The 18,918-nt window shown below is 34.6% G+C and carries 19 protein-coding genes; 18 read left to right on the top strand and 1 reads right to left on the bottom strand.

Annotated features, from left to right (window positions below):
- The first annotated feature begins 45 nt into the window (after nt 1–45).
- The 12 genes from AC4BC7_RS04550 (at nt 46) to AC4BC7_RS04495 (ending at nt 12,832) form a co-directional block, all read left to right on the top strand.
- Nucleotides 46–1,047, top strand: a complete 1,002-nt coding sequence (locus AC4BC7_RS04550) for an ABC transporter permease (protein WP_206600730.1) — start codon at nt 46–48, stop codon at nt 1,045–1,047.
- A gap of 27 nt (nt 1,048–1,074) precedes the next feature.
- Complete coding sequence (locus AC4BC7_RS04545; protein WP_207940708.1) at nt 1,075–1,938, top strand: ABC transporter permease; 864 nt, start codon at nt 1,075–1,077, stop codon at nt 1,936–1,938.
- 12 nt (nt 1,939–1,950) lie between these two features.
- Nucleotides 1,951–2,784 carry an ABC transporter ATP-binding protein gene (locus tag AC4BC7_RS04540; protein WP_207940707.1) on the top strand — a complete coding sequence of 278 codons (834 nt, stop codon included), beginning with the start codon at nt 1,951–1,953 and terminating at the stop codon, nt 2,782–2,784.
- Between the two features lie 16 nt (nt 2,785–2,800).
- Nucleotides 2,801–3,631, top strand: a complete 831-nt coding sequence (locus tag AC4BC7_RS04535; RefSeq protein ID WP_490503978.1) for an ATP-binding cassette domain-containing protein — start codon at nt 2,801–2,803, stop codon at nt 3,629–3,631.
- 79 nt (nt 3,632–3,710) lie between these two features.
- Complete coding sequence (locus AC4BC7_RS04530; protein ID WP_207940705.1) at nt 3,711–4,808, top strand: S-methyl thiohydantoin desulfurase family protein; 1,098 nt, start codon at nt 3,711–3,713, stop codon at nt 4,806–4,808.
- Nucleotides 4,809–4,820: 12 nt separating this feature from the next.
- Entirely contained in the window at nt 4,821–5,495 is a 675-nt protein-coding gene (locus tag AC4BC7_RS04525) for an AroM family protein (RefSeq protein ID WP_207940704.1), read from the top strand.
- Nucleotides 5,496–5,529: 34 nt separating this feature from the next.
- Nucleotides 5,530–6,462, top strand: coding sequence for a DUF1177 domain-containing protein (locus tag AC4BC7_RS04520; protein WP_207940703.1), 933 nt, complete (start codon nt 5,530–5,532; stop codon nt 6,460–6,462).
- 242 nt (nt 6,463–6,704) lie between these two features.
- Nucleotides 6,705–7,193: a hypothetical protein gene (locus tag AC4BC7_RS04515; protein WP_207940702.1), complete on the top strand. Its 489-nt coding sequence runs from the start codon at nt 6,705–6,707 to the stop codon at nt 7,191–7,193.
- A gap of 3 nt (nt 7,194–7,196) precedes the next feature.
- On the top strand, nt 7,197–8,936 hold the full coding sequence (locus AC4BC7_RS04510; RefSeq protein ID WP_490503977.1) for a helix-turn-helix domain-containing protein: 1,740 nt from the start codon (nt 7,197–7,199) through the stop codon (nt 8,934–8,936).
- A 166-nt stretch (nt 8,937–9,102) separates the two neighbouring features.
- Nucleotides 9,103–10,506 (top strand): glycoside hydrolase family 1 protein, encoded by a 1,404-nt coding sequence (locus AC4BC7_RS04505; RefSeq protein ID WP_490503976.1) that lies wholly within the window; start codon nt 9,103–9,105, stop codon nt 10,504–10,506.
- Nucleotides 10,503–12,356: a beta-glucoside-specific PTS transporter subunit IIABC gene (locus AC4BC7_RS04500; RefSeq protein WP_490503975.1), complete on the top strand. Its 1,854-nt coding sequence runs from the start codon at nt 10,503–10,505 to the stop codon at nt 12,354–12,356. The genes AC4BC7_RS04505 and AC4BC7_RS04500 overlap by 4 nt, the downstream gene beginning before the upstream one ends.
- A 302-nt stretch (nt 12,357–12,658) precedes the next feature.
- Entirely contained in the window at nt 12,659–12,832 is a 174-nt protein-coding gene (locus AC4BC7_RS04495; RefSeq protein WP_490503973.1) for a hypothetical protein, read from the top strand.
- A 212-nt stretch (nt 12,833–13,044) separates the two neighbouring features.
- Here AC4BC7_RS04495 and AC4BC7_RS04490 read toward each other — a convergent pair whose 3' ends face one another.
- The gene (locus AC4BC7_RS04490) at nt 13,045–13,584 is read right to left on the bottom strand and encodes a hypothetical protein (protein WP_490503972.1); all 540 of its coding nucleotides are present in this window, start codon (nt 13,582–13,584) and stop codon (nt 13,045–13,047) included.
- Nucleotides 13,585–13,835: 251 nt separating this feature from the next.
- Here AC4BC7_RS04490 and AC4BC7_RS04485 point away from each other — a divergent pair, with 251 nt between their 5' ends.
- The 6 genes from AC4BC7_RS04485 to AC4BC7_RS04460 all read left to right on the top strand — a co-directional run bounded on the left by AC4BC7_RS04485 (nt 13,836) and on the right by AC4BC7_RS04460 (nt 18,901).
- Nucleotides 13,836–14,549, top strand: coding sequence for a lantibiotic protection ABC transporter ATP-binding subunit (locus AC4BC7_RS04485; RefSeq protein WP_490503971.1), 714 nt, complete (start codon nt 13,836–13,838; stop codon nt 14,547–14,549).
- Entirely contained in the window at nt 14,539–15,291 is a 753-nt protein-coding gene (locus AC4BC7_RS04480; RefSeq protein ID WP_490503970.1) for a lantibiotic immunity ABC transporter MutE/EpiE family permease subunit, read from the top strand. Before AC4BC7_RS04485 ends, AC4BC7_RS04480 begins: the two co-directional genes overlap by 11 nt.
- Nucleotides 15,284–16,036 (top strand): hypothetical protein, encoded by a 753-nt coding sequence (locus AC4BC7_RS04475; RefSeq protein ID WP_490503969.1) that lies wholly within the window; start codon nt 15,284–15,286, stop codon nt 16,034–16,036. Before AC4BC7_RS04480 ends, AC4BC7_RS04475 begins: the two co-directional genes overlap by 8 nt.
- 2 nt (nt 16,037–16,038) lie before the next feature.
- The gene (locus AC4BC7_RS04470) at nt 16,039–16,707 is read left to right on the top strand and encodes a response regulator transcription factor (protein WP_490503968.1); all 669 of its coding nucleotides are present in this window, start codon (nt 16,039–16,041) and stop codon (nt 16,705–16,707) included.
- Nucleotides 16,686–18,011, top strand: a complete 1,326-nt coding sequence (locus AC4BC7_RS04465; RefSeq protein ID WP_490503967.1) for an ATP-binding protein — start codon at nt 16,686–16,688, stop codon at nt 18,009–18,011. The genes AC4BC7_RS04470 and AC4BC7_RS04465 overlap by 22 nt, the downstream gene beginning before the upstream one ends.
- Before the next feature lie 302 nt (nt 18,012–18,313).
- Nucleotides 18,314–18,901, top strand: a complete 588-nt coding sequence (locus tag AC4BC7_RS04460; protein WP_207940691.1) for a DUF1349 domain-containing protein — start codon at nt 18,314–18,316, stop codon at nt 18,899–18,901.
- The last annotated feature ends 17 nt before the right edge of the window (nt 18,902–18,918 follow it).

The raw sequence follows: 18,918 nt of genomic DNA, 5'->3' as shown, positions 1-18,918 counted from the left end.
ATTCTGTCTCCCTTTCTTTTCACTACTATGGGAGGAGCAGATTAGATGGGACGATTTATAGGAAAAAGAATTCTTGGCTTAATTCCAACAATACTAGGATTGATTTTGCTTATCTTTTTATTATCAAGAATTATGCCCGGAGATTCTGTTCGATTGGCATTAGGGCCTGAAGCAACGCAAGAACAGATTGTGGCAATGGAAAATCAATTAGGGTTACATGATCCACTGCCGGTACAATTTTTTAATTACATTAAAGGATTATTTGTCGGAGATATGGGGTTGTCTTTACGCTCCGGTCGTAATGTTTGGTTGGATATTAAAGACACCTTTCCAGCGACTTTTGAATTATCTTTAGTCTCAATGATTATTTCAGTAGCAGTAGGAATTCCTTTAGGTATTTATTCTGCGGTGAAGAATAATAAAATTTCTGACCACATTATTCGTATTGTCTCTTTATCAGGAATTGCGTTGCCACGTTTTTGGTTAGCAATTTTATTGCAATTGATTTTTTCTTATTGGTTAGGCATTTTTCCAGTTATTGGTCGAGGTAATGTTGCGGTTGAGTCGATTACAGGCTTACGTTTGTTAGATAGTTTGCTTACAGGGAATTTTGCGGGTTTCACAGATAGTTTTATTCATATTTTATTACCTGCTATTGCTTTATCGATTGCAACTGCTGCTCAGATTATTCGAATGACACGTACAAATATGATCGATCAAATGAACAAAGATTATGTGTTAGCTGCGGAGTCTTATGGCTTGCCAGAAAATCTAGTGTATCAACGATATATGTTGAAAAATGCGTTCATCTCGGTATTGACAACAGTCGGAATGCAGTTTGGATCATTGATTGGGAATGCATTTCTTGTAGAAGCTGTGTTCGGTTGGCCAGGAATGGCACAATATGCCATTCAAGGAATCTTGTATAAAGATTACAACGCAATCATTGGTGTGACATTGGTTATTGGTTTGTTCTTCGTCTTAATTAATGTCATTGTTGATTTACTTTATGGATTCTTTGATCCAAAAATTAAATTAGATGCGTAATAAATGAAAAAACAATAGGAGGTTCATATGGAAGCAAATGTAAAAGAAAGAAAAGCTCCTGGGAAAATCCGGAAACTCCTAAAAAATAAATTGACGCTTGTTGGATTGATTATTGTAGCATTAGTAGTCTTTGCTGCGATTTTTGCAGATTTTATCGCTCCTCATCCAAGCGATGTCACTGGTTCGATTGATTTTTCATTAATGAATCAACCGCCTAGTAGTCAATATATTTTTGGGACAGATGAAGCAGGAAGAGATATTTTTAGTCGTGTATTATTTGGTGCACGTTATTCTTTAATCATGGGTGTGGTTGTTTTAACTGTGGCGATTGGGATTGGTGTCCCGTTAGGCTTAATTGCTGGATTTTGGGGTGGAAAAGTTAATGCTGTCATCATGCGTTTGACAGACATTTTTTTATCAATTCCATCAATTATCTTAGCGATGGCTGTGGCAGCAATTATGGAACCCTCTTTATTTAACTCAATGGTAGCTATCTCTTTTGGTTGGTGGCCATGGTTTACACGATTAGTTCAAGCAGAAACGTTAAAGATAAAAAATGAACAATTTATTTTAGCTTCAGAAGGAATAGGTGCTAGTAAATGGCGCATCGCCTTTATTGAAATTTTACCAAACTGTTTATCTACAATTATCGTTAAAGCCTCTACAGATATTGGATTTGTTATTCTGACTGGTGCGAGTTTAGGGTTTTTAGGGTTAGGTGCACAACCACCCGCTCCTGAATGGGGAACAATGGTGGCTGAAGGGCGAGTTTATTTGCCGACAATGTGGTGGCAAACAACATTTCCTGGTTTAGCAATTTTAGTAACAGTGCTAGGATTCAATCTTTTAGGCGATGGATTAAGAGACTTCTTCGACGTAAGAGTAGACTAAGGGGGAGTAAACATGACAACAGAGAATTTATTAGAAATCAAAAACTTATCAATAAGTTTTAAAAATGGACCAGAAGAGGTGCCAACATTACACAATATCAATATTTCTTTAAAACCTGGCGAATTGGTCACCATTGTTGGTGAATCTGGCAGTGGCAAAACAATCACGGTTCGTTCCATTTTAGGATTACTTAAAACGCCACCAACACTCTATACAGGTGGCAGTATCCTTTATAAAGGAAAAGATTTGTTGAAGAATAAGAAAAAAGATTGGCGTGAGATTCGAGGAAAAGAAATTTCGATGGTCTTTCAAGATCCAATGACAGCATTAAACCCTGTGTTTACCATTGGTGAGCAGATGATGAATGTTTATTTATATCAAGGGAAAAAACGCGCCCGCCGTTGGTTTGGTAAACCTTCAAAAGAAGAAAAACAAGCAGCTCGAGAACGGGCAATTGAGTTACTTAATAAAATGAGTTTGCCTGATCCAGAAGGGTTGTTGGAGCGTTATCCTTTTGAACTTAGCGGTGGGATGCGTCAACGTATAGTAATTGCGCTTGCACTTATCCATACACCTAAGCTATTAATTGCTGATGAACCAGGGACAGCTTTAGATGTAACGGTTCAAAATAGTATCAATAAAGAATTACAGCGTTTAGTCAAAGAAGAAGGAATCTCGATGTTGTACATTACACATAATTTGGGTGTCGCTAAAGAAATGGGTGAACGAACTTACGTCATGCAGTATGGAAAAGTTGTTGAAGAAGGCAATACAGAAGATGTCTTCTTACGACCAAAAGAAACCTATACGAAAGATTTATTAGCGGCGTTGCCAAAACTTGTTTAGGAAAGGAGACAAGCTAGTGGATAATCAACCAATTTTAGAAGTTCAAGGATTGAAAAAAGAATTTATCGTCAAAACGAAAAATCGTGGAGAAAAGAAAATCGTTCATGCTGTGAATGATATCTCTTTTACGATGAAACGTGGTTCTACATTGGCGGTGGTAGGTGAATCAGGAAGCGGAAAAACGACATTAGCAAAAATGATTATGCGTTTTGAGAGCATTACGGCTGGAAAAATTCTTTTCAATGGAACCGATATTAGCCAAATTAAAGGAAAAGAGGCTATTAAAGCTTTTCATAAACAAATACAAATGGTTCATCAGGATCCCACATCTTCTTTAAATCCAAGTAAGACTATTCGCCAAATTATCGAAGAACCTTTACTTGTGCATAAATATGGAGATGCAAAGCAGCGATTAGAGAAAGTCAGAGAATTGATTCAAGTGGTAGAATTACCCTTGGACTTTTTAGATCGCTATCCTCATATGTTAAGCGGAGGTCAAAAGCAACGGGTGGGAATTGCGCGAGCGATAGCTTTAGATTCTGAATTGATTATTTTAGACGAACCCACATCTGCACTGGATGTTTCTGTGCAAGCAAAGATTATTCATTTGCTAGAAGAATTACAGGAAAAATATCAGCTTTCGTATTTATTCATCACTCATGACTTAGCCTTGGTGAAAAACTTTTCTGATGATGTCATTGTCATGCAATTAGGAAACCTAGTTGAGCAAGGCAATGTGGAAGAAATTTTTTACCACGCCCAAGAAACCTATACGAAAAAATTATTAAAATCAATTCCTGTAGTTGAACCAGCGGAACAAGAATATTTAGATAGTATTGTGATTTAAGATCGTTTGGCTAAATCGATTAAGGAGTTAATCGATTGAAAAATGAACTACCATAACACAAAGTAAGTAGGAGGTTGACATGGTTTTAAAAATAGATGAATCAAAAATTGAAGCACTTGCCATTGGTGGTCTGATTTTAGGTGGTGGCGGTGGTGGTGGTATGGCCCACGGAATTGAAAACGCACAAAGTTCTTTAGCGGATGGGCATACACCAGAAGTGATTGCAGTGGAAGACTTACCAGAAAATGCCACAGTGTTGACAATTTCCGCTGTAGGAGCTCCTTCTGCAACTGAACAATATGTCGTTGTAGAAAATTATGTAGAAATCGTCGACCTTTTAGAAAAAAATTATGGCCTTAAAGTGGATGCTTTAATTACCAATGAAATGGGTGGCGGTTCTAGTTTTAACGCTTTTATCCCAGCCGCTTTGAAAGGAATACCAATGGTGGATGCCTCTTGCAATGGACGAGCACATCCATTGGGAACGATGGGGGCGATGGGATTAGCTGAAACACCAGGATATGTGACTCAGCAATCAGCTGTTGGTGGAAATCCGACAACTAATAAAGCAGTCCAATTAGTCACACAAGGTTCAGTTAATGCCACATCAACTTTAGTTCGGCAAGCAGCAGTCGAAGCAGGGGGACTAGTCGTTGTTGCGAGAAATCCTGTTAGTAAAGAATTTATTTTAAAAAATGCTGCGTTGAATACCTTAACGCAATCGTATGAAGTTGGAAATGCTTTTTTACAAGGAACGACACCATTGGAAAAAGTAGAAAATGCCGCTAATTATCTTGGTGGAACTATCGTATGCCAAGGCAAGGTGCAAGATTTTGAACTAACTATGTCTGGTGGTTTAGATATAGGGAAATTCACGGTTCAAGAACAAGAGGATAACTATGTATTGTATATTTGGAACGAATATATGGCATTAGATAAAAATGGCCAACGTACCAGTACATTCCCTGATTTATTGATGTCTTTTGACCAAGCAACAGGCTTACCGATTACTACAGCTGAATTAAAAGCAGAGCAAGAAATTTTTGTCCTGCAAGTGCCTTACCAAAAATTGGCTTTAGGAGCAGGTATGTATGAAGCCTCTGGTTATGAACGGATTGAACAAACCTTAGGCATTGAAATTTTACCCTATGTTCAAGATATCATCCAAAAAGCATAAGGAAGCGATTCGATGAAAAAAATTGTATTTGTCACAATCGGTGAAGCACCACGTTTGGATATTGCTGATTCGTTTGCTACATTTTTTCAAAAGTCTGCAAACGTCAAACAAGATGGATTGTTAAATGGCTTAACTATGACAGGGGCAGAAAATTTATTGTCTCCACAAGGCAATGAAGAAGTCGTTGTTAGCACTTTTTGCAATGGACAGAGTATTCGCATGTCAAAAGAAAAAGTACAAACGCGAATGCAACAAAAAATTGACGATTTGGAAACCCAAGGAGTCGACGTGATTGTCGTATTGTGTACCGCTGAGTTTGAAAAACTAACTACTAAAAAAGCTATTTTAGTTGAACCTGAGCGAATTTTATTACCGTATATTCAGCAAAAATTTGGCAAACAACAACTGGGAGTAATGCTTCCGCTTGCACTTCAAATAGAAGCAGCAGGGAAGAAATGGCAAACCAATCAATTAAATCCGATTTTTGCTGTTGCTTCACCTTATGACTTTTCAGAAGAGACATTTGCAAAGGCAGGAAATTATTTGCAAAAAGCTGGTGCTGAAGCAATTATTCTAGATTGTATGGGCTATAGTCGATACATGAGTGACTTTGTGATTCAGGTAACCGGACTGCCGGTATATCAAAGTAACGAATTACTATTTGAATATGTTCAACATACATTTTAAACCAGGTTGTATTCATACAAAAAGGAGGAGCAACATGTTAAAACAAGTGATGGAAATCATTGATTTATTAGATGATCCTAAAATTACTGGAGAAAAGGCGTTGCAGGCGTTTCAAGGAATTGAAGGAATTACTGCTACTAGCACGACTCTTCAAGGAGCAGAAGGGTCAACGGACTTTGTAAAGATCTTCATTGAAGGTTCCGATGGAAAAAGTACAGGTGGAACCGCTCCAACATTAGGAATTATTGGTCGGTTAGGTGGCATTGCCGCCCATCCAAGCCGAATTGGATTAGTTTCTGATGCCGACGGAGCTATTGGTGCTTTAGCTTCAGCATTAAAATTGACGGACATGTATCAAAAAGGCAATCAAGTAGCCGGTGATATTATCGTGACAACGCATATTTGTCCAGATGCACCAACTCAACCACATGAACCCGTGGATTTTATGGGTTCTCCTGTTGAAATGTCCGATATGAATGAATACGAGATTTTACCAGAAATGGATGCGATTATCTCGATTGATGCAACAAAAGGCAACAACGTGATTAATCATCGTGGTTTTGCTATTTCACCAACGGTTAAAGAAGGCTATATTTTACGGATCTCGGATGATTTACTTCGTTTAATGAGTATGACGACAGGTCAGGCACCTGTTACATTCCCTATTACAATGCAAGACATCACACCTTATGGTAACGATGTGTATCATATCAATAGTATCTTGCAACCAGCCATTGCTACGAATGCACCAGTAGTTGGATTAGCTTTAACAGCTGAATCAGCAGTTCCTGGTTGTGGCACAGGAGCTAATCATGAAATTGATATTGCAGGAGCGGTACGTTTTGTATTGGAAGTAGCCAAAGAATTTACTCAAGGAAAATGTTATTTCTATGACGAAACAGAATTTGCTCGTTTAGAAAAATTATATGGAAAGATGACTATTTTACAAACATTAGGTCAAGAATAGCTAGTCGTCAGTTTTTTTCATTTTGAAAACCATTCAGTTCAGATAAATAACTTTAAAAATTTTGTTTATATACAAGATTTTTAAAGTTATTTTTGTTGTGTTAAAATAAGTCTATTTGATTGAGAGCTTTCTTGCAATTAGTTGTAAAAGAGGATAATCTATTCTTGAAAACGATTTAACACACACATGGAACCATCACAGAATGACTATCATGAACTTAGCTAAAATATAGGAGAAAAAATATGACCTTAAAAGAACAAGTACAGAATCTTAGTGACTCACAAAGGTGCTTACGTCAAGTGCAAAACCAATTAAGTCAGCAGACAGCATTGATGAAAAAAGAAGAGAACCAACTATTTATTTTTGAGCTTCGTGACTATGTAGATAGTTTATCTCTCGTAACAGATTATGTGGAAAAAACAACGCCTAGGTCAGTTGAATCAACCGCAATTTCGGTGTTATTAAGTGAGCAAAATCAATTCATTCGAACACTAATTCATAACATACAACAGTTAGAGGCAGAAGATGGCGATTTTTTTGGTCAAAAAGAAGGCGAACTCCGACGCACCTTGATTGGATTACAGGGGATTTTAGAGTTGAATGAACTGTTACTACAAGATAATTTGATTTTTCAAAAACAGCTTACCGATGCTAGTGCTGAATTAACATCTGTAGCTGAAGAAACAAAGGGCGGTTTTTTTCAACGTTTCTTTGGAAAGAAAGGAGGATGATAGATGTTAACGTATCGTCAACTATTGATTTTGTCTTATATTTCCAGTATAGAAGATGGCATTCACGCGTCTTTTTTAATGCAAGCATTACATATTTCGGAAAAAACATTAAAAAAAGAAATCAGAGAAATTAATCAGATTCTTCCGATTAAGGAACAGATTGAATATTCAGCTAGAAGAGGTTATTGGCTTTCGCTCGTTAGTTCAGAAACCCAAGAATTAATTGAAGCGTCTTTTCAAAATAATTTAGAAGAATACATCGATAAAGACCGAACGAATCAAATTTTGATGATTTTATTGTATGAAAAAGATTATATCAGCATGGAAACGTTGGCGAATCGCTTGTTTCTTTCAAAATCAATGTTAAATCGACATATGGATAAATCATGGCGTTTGCGAAAATATATTGAAGTATCACCAGTCAAAGGGTTAAAAATTCCGTGGAGTGAACGACAAAAAAGAAACTTTTTAGCGAAATATTTCTTTTTAAATACAAGTACGTTACCCTTATTAAATGAAAAAATCGATTTGGAAAAGCTTATGCAAAAGTTGTATTATATTTTGCAAACATTAATGGTAGAACATCATTATTATGTATCGGGCTTAGCTTTTACGACGTTTTATCACTATTTATTGATTACGATTATTCGTCAACAGCAAGGTTTTACGTTAGAAGATGAAGCAAGTCCCTTACCTGTATCCAATCTGATGAATGAAATCGCACTTACCTTCCAAAAAGAGTTACAAGTTGTTTTAACAGAAGCGGATTTATGGAGTTGTCAAAGTAAATTAAATGAATTGAATGTGTTAGATACTGACCGAGAAGTTGTTTACAACGAGCAATTGAAGCAGCAACTTCAACGTTTCTGTCAAACACTATTAGACGAGTTTGGTATTCGAGTGGAGATGAGTGAGAAACAAGAAGAAAGCTTTGTGTTACACATGCACAAATTGAAAATTCGAAAAGAGAATGATAATGACGTGGCTAATTTTGAAAAACGAATGATTAACACGAGTTATCCGCTTACTGCTCAGTTAATTCGTGATTACTTTTTGCCGATCTTTCAATTAGATATACCAGAGTCTGAAATTTCTTACATTATTCCATATTTTGCCGGCTTTATAGAAGAAAAACCTGAGGAACAAGACATCTTATATATAAGTGATAGTACCCCAAGTTTAATTCATGATAGCTTGCGAAAATTGGAACAGTTGCCCTTAGATGTTAAGATTTCATGGAAGGTGTATCCACAATATTATTATGAAGCGCATAAATCAGAATTACAAAAAGATGTGCTGATGGTATTGACTACAGAATTACCGATTGTTGTCAAAAATTCTAAAGCGTTATTGCTTTCAAAAATACTTGTCGATACTGATTTAGAATTGGTAAAGCTTTATTTATCAGGCTGTTTAAATAAAGAACGACAAAGAAGATTAGCAGCAAACGAAAAAAAATACCTTTTACCGATTACCCAAGTGACAGAAAAGAAAGCGTTGTTTGAGATTCTTCAAAAAGAAGAACTGGGTAATTATCACGTGTATGATTTAGTTATGGATAAAAATGTCGGCTATTTTGCGGCATTTACTCAAAAAAGTAGCATTCATGTCTATACATTGACCCATCCTGTTTTTTACAAAGATCATTTTTTGAAAAAAATTGTTGTGGCGAATTATTGTGTCCAAGATAAAAATTTACATTCTTTTTTTGAAGTTGTACGTCCACTTTTACTTGAAACGTAGCCGTTCACTCTTTTTCCATTTTTTTTGGAAAAAGAGTGAATGGTTCTTTTTTTTGTCGTGCTTTATTATACATATAAAGAAACTGTTTTCATTTGGAAAATCAATCAGATGGATAGTTAGAGGTAGTCGTTAAAAACTACTTTAATAAAAAGCAGGAGGAATACAAATGTATCATAAGCGAATCAAACAATTTCCAGAGGACTTCTTATTTGGTGCAGCCACATCTGCTTTTCAAGTAGAAGGAGCAGCTGATATAGACGGTCGCGGAGTAGCGGTTCATGATTTACAACCTAAAAAAGAAGGCATTACTGATTTCTCAGTTGCCAGCGATCATTACCATCATTACAAAGAAGATATTGCCCTAATGAAAGAATTAGGATTAAAAGCATATCGTCTTTCTCTTTCATGGGTTAGAATCATGCCTGATGGAAAAAATGTTAATCCAAAAGGAATCGAATTTTATGATCGATTACTTCAAGAAGTTGTGGATAATGACATGGAACCAATTGTCACAATTTATCACTTTGAATACCCACAAGCGTTAGTAGATGCTTATGGTGGTTGGACTTCAAGAGAAGCGATTGAAGATTTTGAAAAATTTGCGGCGGTTTTATTTGAGAATTTCGGCGATCGAGTGAACTATTGGTTAACTATTAACGAACAAGATCACTTGTTAAAAATTCCAAGTCGCCTAGGTTTTCCAGAAGAGATAGATGGCAAAGAATATTTAAAACTAGCTGAGCAAGTCAACTACAATATGTGTGTCGCAACAGCACGAGTGATTAAACTTTGTCACGAAGTTTTACCGCATGCACAAATCGGTCCAGTTATCAATCCAATGTATGGTATCCCAAATAGCAATAAACCAGAAGATGTGATTGCAACTATGGAATTTAATGAATTGTCTACTTTCTATATTACTGAATTACACTGTCGTGGACGTTTTTCTCCAATTCATTGGAAATATATGGAAGATCGCGATGTAGTACCAGAAATTTTTGAAGAAGATTTAGAATTGATGAAAGCGAATAAACCAGATTTTCTAGGTATGAATTATTACTTAAATCAAACAGTAGCAGCAAGTCAACAAGATGCAATTGCGTACCATGAAAAATCTGTTTTTATCGTAGAAGAACCAGGTGTTTACACAGTAACAGATAATCCGAATATTGTTCAAACAGACTGGGGCTGGAATATTTGTCCAGAAGGAATGAAATTGGCAATTATGGATTTTTATAATCGTTATCAATTACCAGTGTTAATTACAGAAAATGGGCTAGGTGCACATGATGAATTGAAGGATGAACAAGTGGAAGATGATTATCGCATTGAGTACATTCATAATCATTTAGCACAAATTAAAGATTGTATTGGTTTAGGATATCCTGTAATTGGTTATTGTGCATGGTCATTTATTGATTTGGTAAGTGGTCGTGAAGGAATGGATAAACGATATGGATTTATTTATGTGAATCGTGATAATGACGATTTAAAAGATATGCGTAGAATTAAAAAGAAAAGTTTTTATTGGTATCAAACGATTATTGAAGAGAGAGGCGAATCACTGTGAATAATCAAGACCTAGCAAAAGAAATATTAAAACTCATCGGTGGCAAAGAGAATGTAAGTACAGCCACCCATTGTGCTACACGTTTAAGAGTTAACTTGAAAAATGATAAGAAAGCTGACTTAACAGCATTGGATAAACTACCGGATGTGATTCGTGCTCAATTTAGTAGTGGACAATTACAAGTTGTTTTAGGTGGCAAAGTGGCGGCAGTGTACAAAGAATTTCAAGAAATGCTACCAGAAAACGGTGGTGACAGCGAAGAACCAACTGAAAAGAAAAAATTATCATTTGGCCTACTGATTGAAACAATTGCGGGAATTTTTAGTCCAACCTTACCAATCTTGATTGGTTGTGGTATGGTTCAATCTGTCAATGCTATTTTAACTAGTTTTCAATTAGTTTCACCAGACTCAGATATCGTTAAATTGTTGCAAATGACTGGTGATTTAATTTTCTACTTCTTACCATTCTTCCTAGCGGTAAGTGCGGCTAAAAAATTCAAAACAAATGAATATATGGCTATTGCGTTAGCAGCTGCATATATGTACCCAACCATTCAAAATGGTGCGTTACAAGCAGCAGAAACTGGAATTCGTGCGTTAGATTTCTTTGGGTTACCATTGTTGTTCGTTAATTATAAATCAACAGTTTTCCCAATCATTATTGCTGTATGGATTATGAGTTATATTAGTAAATGGATTGAAAAAGCTATCCCAGATATGTTGAAAATTTTATTAGCACCACTTTTGACATTATTAATCATGGTTCCATTACAATTAGGTGCTTTAGGTCCAATTGGTTCTTATTTAGGTATTTATATTGCGCAAGGTGTGAATTGGTTATATAACACCGGTGGATTCGTTGGAGCCTTCTTACTTGGAGCAATGCGTCCTGTACTGGTTATGTTTGGGATGCACTATGCAATTACGCCAATCATGGTACAAGAAGTTGCAGAGACTGGAAAAACAGTCATCATTCCAGCTTTATTAGCAGGAAACCTAGCCCAAGCAGGTGCAGCATTTGCGGTTGCTTTCAAATTGAAAAACAAAGTAGAAAAAACGGGCGCATTCACAGCTGCAACTACAGCATTTTTAGGAATTACAGAACCGGCAATGTATGGATATAATTTAAAATATAAAAAACCTTTTTATGCAGCCTTACTTTCTGCCGGGGTTGCGGCAGCATACATGAGTATTTTCAAAGCGTATAGCAATGCGGTTGCACTTCCAGGAATTTTAGCAGTATCTACTTACACGGCAACAAGCTTCATTCATATTATCATTGGCGTAGTTATTGCTGTTGTAGGTGCATTTGTTTTAACAATGATTTTAGGAATTGGAAACCAAGAAGAAGTTGTAGCTACTGAAACAGCAACTACTGAAACAGCAACTACTGAAACAGCAACTACAACAACTACTGTAGATACAAACAATGATGTAGTGGCTACAGAAGTTCAAGAAATTTATGTACCAATTCCAGGATCGCGTATTGATTTAAGCGAAGTACCAGATGAAATGTTTTCCCAAAAATTATTAGGTGATGGTTTTGCCGTTCGTCCAACAGAAGGAAAAGTTTATGCACCATTTGATGGAACAGTGGAAATGATTTTTGATACGTATCATGCAATTGGCTTGAAATCAACGACAGGTACTGAATTATTGATTCATATTGGTATTGATACGGTTAATTTAAAAGGTGAAGGATTTACACCCAAAGTCAAAGCAGGCGATCCAATCAAAACAGGTGATTTATTAATGGAATTTGATATTAATAAAATCATAGACAGTGGTTATACAATTGAAACCCCTGTTATTGTAACCAATGGCATGGCATTTACCGTAAAAGACTAATAAGAAAAAGCTTATTTCCCAAGATAGAGGAAATAAGCTTTTTTATACTACTGATAATTTAATTTTTTGTGACAACCACCACAACATTTTGGATACCTTCTTCATCATTGGGAGAGAGGTGATGAAGAAGCTTGTTACCATTAGATTCACGTTCATCGTTGATTACTTTTCGATCATCTTCTAATTCTAAAGTGGTTAAAGTTCTACTATCAAGAAGAGTTCTTCTAAATCAAGGTCAGATGTACTACTAAAAGTTGAACTGTTTTCGCTTTCTACTATTTATTTAGAGCAACGTCTACTTTTTGTATGCGAATAATTACAAAGAATTCTATATTTGGGAGACTGTATTTACACCAAATAAATTGAGTAAAGAATTAGAAAAAGCCATGTTTTCATCAGTTGAAGTATATGCAGATATATGTGGAGAAAAATGGACGGAAGATTCAGAGACAGCTTGTTTTGTTGCGAAAAAATAATTAATTATTCGATTCCGTATAAAACAATGCAGTCACTGGCTCATAAAATTATTGATGAATTAGAACGTATTTAAGAATAAGAACTGTACAATATAAGATTAAACAATCCGCACGATAGCGTGAGCTGATGCCGCCAATTAACCAGAATTAGCGCTCCTCACACGATATCGTGCGGATTGTTTTGTTTAGATTTGATTTATGTGAATGTTTTTTTAGTAATTTTTATTCCAATCATCTTTTATTTGTTGCCGTTTTTGTTTCGTTCTTTTTTTATAGTAGTCTTTATCAATAACTGCTTTTATTGGTTTTTTCGGAGAGTACACGATTTTAAGGCTGGTTCCAACTTTCCAACCTAAGAGACTAGCAAATTGTGATTCAGATCGACCAGTTGTGTAAGTAGGCGTATAGCGATTTCCTTGCTTGTCGTGATATTCTAGCTTGTATTGTTTTTGACGAAACCCACCATAACCGCCTTCAGTCGTATTGTAACTAACATTGGTGAGCCGTTCTTTTCTAATAATAGCCGTTGTAGGAATGTATTTTTTTCTGATTAAAAAGAAAAACGTTTCTTTGATAGATAAAACATCAGTAATAATGAGTAAAGCAAAAATAAAACCAATTGTCCAAACGATAAAATATGTCACCAAGAACTCACTTTGTTTTGCTTCTTCTAAAAGATTGTAATGGATCAATATCGAAGGAATAAGTGAAGTCACCACAGAGATTGCTAACGTAATTAGTGTTTTTTTCATAATCTATCCTTTCTAACTGAATTGTTTCATTATTACTTGTTGTAAATCATCCCTTTATTCTTATAGTACAGGAGTTTTTTGTGAATACAAGTATTTAGCAGTTTTGACAACGGAAGGCTTGGGTTTGATTGGTGAAGATTGCGATAAATCATCTTACTAAAAAAATAAATAGAGAAACTTTGTTAGTTTTGTCTTGCTGATTATATTTTAATTATATTTATCTTTTAAAGTAACTTTAGGAGGAGATAAATATGGAATTTTCAATTGAAACAAAGCAATTAACGAAATCATTTAAAGGAACCCCTGTTTTAATGGATGTTTCTATTAAAGTACCAAAGGGCTGTGTGTATGGATTATTAGGACCCAATGGGGCAGGGAAATCAACGTTATTAAAAACTTTGACTGGTGTATTAAAGCCAAATTCCGGAGAGATTTTATATCAAGGAGTTCATTGGAAACACCACCATTTACAAAATATCGGTGCAATGATTGAAGGACCCGCAATCTATCCTAATTTGACAGCTTCCGAAAATCTAAAGGTTTTAGCTACGTTATTAGCTATCAATGATGAAAGAATTGAAGAAGTTCTAAAAATCGTTGGTCTTCAAGACACTGGTAAAAAACTAGTTAAACATTTTTCGCTAGGTATGAAACAGCGCTTGGGCTTAGCGTTAGCTTTATTAAATAAACCCGAAGTATTAATTTTAGATGAACCAACTAATGGATTAGATCCTATAGGCATTCAAGAATTAAGAGAATTTATTCGTGATTTGTCTCAACAAGGAATGACTATTATTTTGTCTAGTCACATTTTAAGTGAAGTGCAACAATTGGCAGATAAAATAGGAATTATTTGTAAAGGGTATCTAAGTTATGAAGGACTAAATAATCAAAAACAAGATGATTTAGAAAAACTCTTTTTAGATATTATTCAAAAGGAAAGAAGGGGAAAACATGTTAAATGAGCTGACAGTAGAATGGTTAAAGGAAAAACGCACAGCTAATCAAAAATTTCTTTTTGTTATTCCTGTTATATTTGTTTTTTTTAGTTTTTTTATGACGCTATTGATGGGAGAAAACCCAATAAATAAAAGTTATTTAGTTGCAACAGGGTTTAATTGGTATCCAACAATGATATTGCCAGTTGTTTTATCTCTATTAGTAGGAAATATCTTGACCAAAGAGAAGGAAATTAATCAAATTTTTTATCGTTCACTAGGGCGTAATCCTTGGTTACAAATAATAGCTAAAAATATTGTTGTTTTATTTGAAGTAATGATTATTTTGATTATTTCTAGTATATTGTTTTTCTTAGTAGGACGTTTTATCCTAAAGGAATACATTGTGGGGATAGAGATTATTGAAGCAACACTGACCCTTTTTATAGGGTGTTTACCGATTATTGGGCTATCTTTTGTATTAAATCAATTTTTTCCACGAGTAGTAACTGTTTTAGTGAATTTTTTATGTGGTATTTGTGCGGCAATTTTTGCAATTACGCCTATTTGGTGGCTCTTTCCATGGGATTATATGCTAAGGATGCTTTGTCCAGTTTTAGGCATTCATCCTAATGGCACTTTTTTATCAGAAAATGATTCATTAAGAAATCCTCAAATAGTTGGAGTAGGGATTATTGTGTCGCTGGTTGTTTACTTACTTATTTTTTTAATTCAATTGCTAGTGGAGAGGAAGAAACTCAATGGTTAAATTAATGTATGGACACTGGTTAAAAACCAAACGTACCTCTATTCGTTTATTGAGTTTTTTTTTACCAGTATTTTATAGTATAAGCTTATATTTCTATTTTTTTATTGGTGCAAAAAAAGAATTTAATGAATATCAGGAATTTAATGCTTTTTTCCTATTTTTTGTGATATCTGCCTTGTTTTCTTTAAGTTTTTTTATTCCTTTATTTTGCAAATTAGATAAAGAGGCAAGTTTTTTTGGAAATGAATTACGAATTGGTGTTTCTCGTAGTAAGTTGTTTCTTAGTAAATATTTTCTTGTTTTAAGCCTAGTAACAGGTATTGAAGTGATTGGATTTAGTGTATTTTCAGTTCTGCAATTCATTTTATCACATCACCAACTGGATCTTTCTTTAACTATATATTTTTTATTAGCTAATTTAGTAAGTTTGATGCCCATGACACTTATTTATTTCTTTTTGGCACTCACTTTAAATGAAGCAGGGAGTATTGTTGCCGGGATTATCTTTACTTTGTCAGGTATTCTATTGGGAACAACAGATTTAGGTGGTCATTTATGGCATTATATGCCTTGGGTTTGGGGAGTTAGACTGTCCTATGAAATTATTCCCCAATATGTTTCTATGAACAAATCTACACAATATTGGCAAATTCTTTGTAGTTGCATATTACTTAGTGTGATTTTGTTAATTTTAGTGTTGCTTTGGTATAATCGTTGGGAAGGCAAATCAGTTTTGGAGGAATAGTTATGGAAGTTTTAGTTGTAGATGATGATCTTGATTTGTTACAGTTGGTAAAACAGACCCTAGAACCGATGTATTGTGTCACTACAAAGAATCAAGTTAGCACAATTGATCCAAATGATTTGAAATATTTTGACTTAATTTTGTTAGATGTCATGCTACCAGAGATATCTGGTTTTGAATTTTTACGTCGCTATCGAGAACTAATAGACGCTCCAGTTCTTTTTTTAACAGCAAAAGATTTTGAAGAAGATAAATTAGAAGGATTTGCTTCTGGTGGGGACGATTACATTACAAAACCTTTTTCGATTAAAGAACTACGAGCAAGAGTGGATGCTCATATGCGTAGAGAAAAGAGAGAGAAACGTCAGCGTTTAGTTGACGAAGATATCTCTTGTGATTTAATTGCAAAAAAATTTTATATCAAGGATGAATCTATAGAATTGACATCATCAGAGTATGAACTCTGTTTATTATTGTTTCGCTATAAAGGACAAGTATTTTCAAAAGAAGATATCTATTTATCCGTGTATGGATTAGATGCGGTTGGTGATAGTCAGACCACCATTACAGAAAGAGTCAAACAAATTCGAAATAAATTTCAAAGAAAGCAGCTTAATCCAATCCAAACAGTTTGGGGGGTGGGATATAAATGGGGCGTCGTTCGTCTTTAGGAAAAGTTATTGTTCGATATTCGTTATTAGAGTTATTTTATACCTTCTTTTTAATTCTATTCTTTTTTATCATCATTGATTTATCAATAAATATGGGGATTTTTTATCGCGCAGATTATGCGCAATCACAGGTTAAAGTAGTAAAAGAAAGAATGCAGAAAAAAGATTGGAACATAGAAGAATTACCTTATTATTTTGACTATCAGGTCATAGAAAATGGTCATAATCAACAAACAATTCCTTCAAAGTATAATACCTATATTGAACGTGCTAAGATAGATGGTAAGAGTCGAACAGGTGATTTCGTCGCGCCATATTATTTTGAATATGAAAAAAATGCTTATCGAGAAGTTGTTTTAAGTTATCAAATGTCGCTGATTTTTACTAATAAAACACTCTATCAATTAGTTCCAAATGCGGAAATGCTTTCTAGCTTGTTCTTTATTGGTCTTTGGGTGATGGGTTTTTTAGGTTTTGTTCGGCAGTGTGTTAGAAGAATACAACATGAATTTATGAAAGTTACTCGTACGAATGAAGCAATTCGTCAAATGAATCTAGATTATAGGAGAGAATACAGCTCTTATAAGGAAATCCAAGGCATATTAGATTCTCTAGATTCAATGAGTCAGGAATTAAAAAAATCTTTAACAAAACAGTGGCAGTCTCAACAAAAACAAAAAGAGCTTGTACAGTCAGTTACTCATGATATACGTACACCAATTACGTTAATTAAAGGACATTTAGAGCTTTTAAAAGAAGAGTTGGATGAGAAAGAATACCCAAGTTTATATTCTTTGGGGAAAGGTGTCTATCGTTTAGAACAATATATCGACCAGTTAAAAAAAATCAGTTTATTTTCGACTGAAAAAAAACATTCTGTGAATACAAAGGTATTAGAAGAATGGATTGAATTAGCAGAAGACTTAGCTCACCATACGAATCATTCAATTTGTATCAAGCAACAAGATACCAGTGCTATTTTTATTGATAAAGAGCAAGTGACAAGAGCGTTACAAAATGTAATTGTTAATAGTCTGGAACATTCTGCTTCAGAAACTACTTTATTTCTTATCTTTAAAGATGATCCGGATTATTATCGAATTATTATTGAAGATGAAGGTACAGGTTTTAGCAAAGAAGCATTAATTCATGCTACAGAACGTTTCTATACGACTAAAACAACACAAAAATATCGAGGATTAGGATTATCAATTACACAAGAAATTCTTTTAAATTATCAAGGATTCCTATCTATTAAAAATACTGAAAATGGGGCAAGTGTTACTTTGAAATTAAAAAAATAGAGAAAGTTATTGCATTTTTTATCCGTTTGTTATTTCTAACTATAGAGTAACAAGGAGAGAAATAAGATGCCGAGTTATCTATTGCCTATTTTTGACAGTGGTATCGGTCTCGTAGGCAACATTGCATAAACAATAGAACCAAATTCTTGCTATAAATGAAAAAATTTTACTGGAAGAAACTCACTTAAACAAGATTGAAAAGTTTTACTAATCTAGTGAGTACGATGAACTTTGTGCTCATCATTGATTTTATGAAGAACATCCATTAGAATTACAGTAACTTATAAGAAAGGGGAGGTTATGTGAAGTTTAGTAATGAAAACTTAAGGTGGACCAATCAACCTAAAGAATACGAAATAGCTGATAATCGCATTTCAATTACAACTGAACCGCACACTGATTTTTGGCAACGAACATTTTATGGGTTTCGGAATGATAACGCACCTGCTTTACAACTAGACACTGAGGAAGAATATTTTTCTTTTACTGTAAAAACTCGTTTTAATACCCAAACAAGATTTGATCAATGTGGAATTATCGTCTATCTAGATTCTGATAATTGGTTAAAAGCTTCATCAGAGTACAAAAATAATGAAACCCAACGTTTAGGAAGTGTCGTTACAAACTTAGGTTATTCTGACTGGGCAACGATGGATATTTCTTCAAAAATAGATACAATTTGGTATCGACTTAGTAGAAGAAAAGCCGACTATCGTTTAGATTATTCATTAGATGGTGTGGAATTTAAGCAGATGCGTATTTGTCATTTGCATCAAGGAAAACAAAAAATTTCATTCGGCATCTATGCTTGTAGTCCGGAACAATCATCATTTCAAGCAGTATTTTCAGAATTTGAAATTACAGAGTGCCTTTGGAAGGCGCATGTATAATTTTTTGCGAAGTTTTT

This window comes from Enterococcus sp. AMC1623 (genome assembly GCF_058216495.1).
The sequence above is the reverse complement of the archived record's forward strand: the minus strand, read 5'-3'. Positions and strand labels throughout refer to the sequence as shown.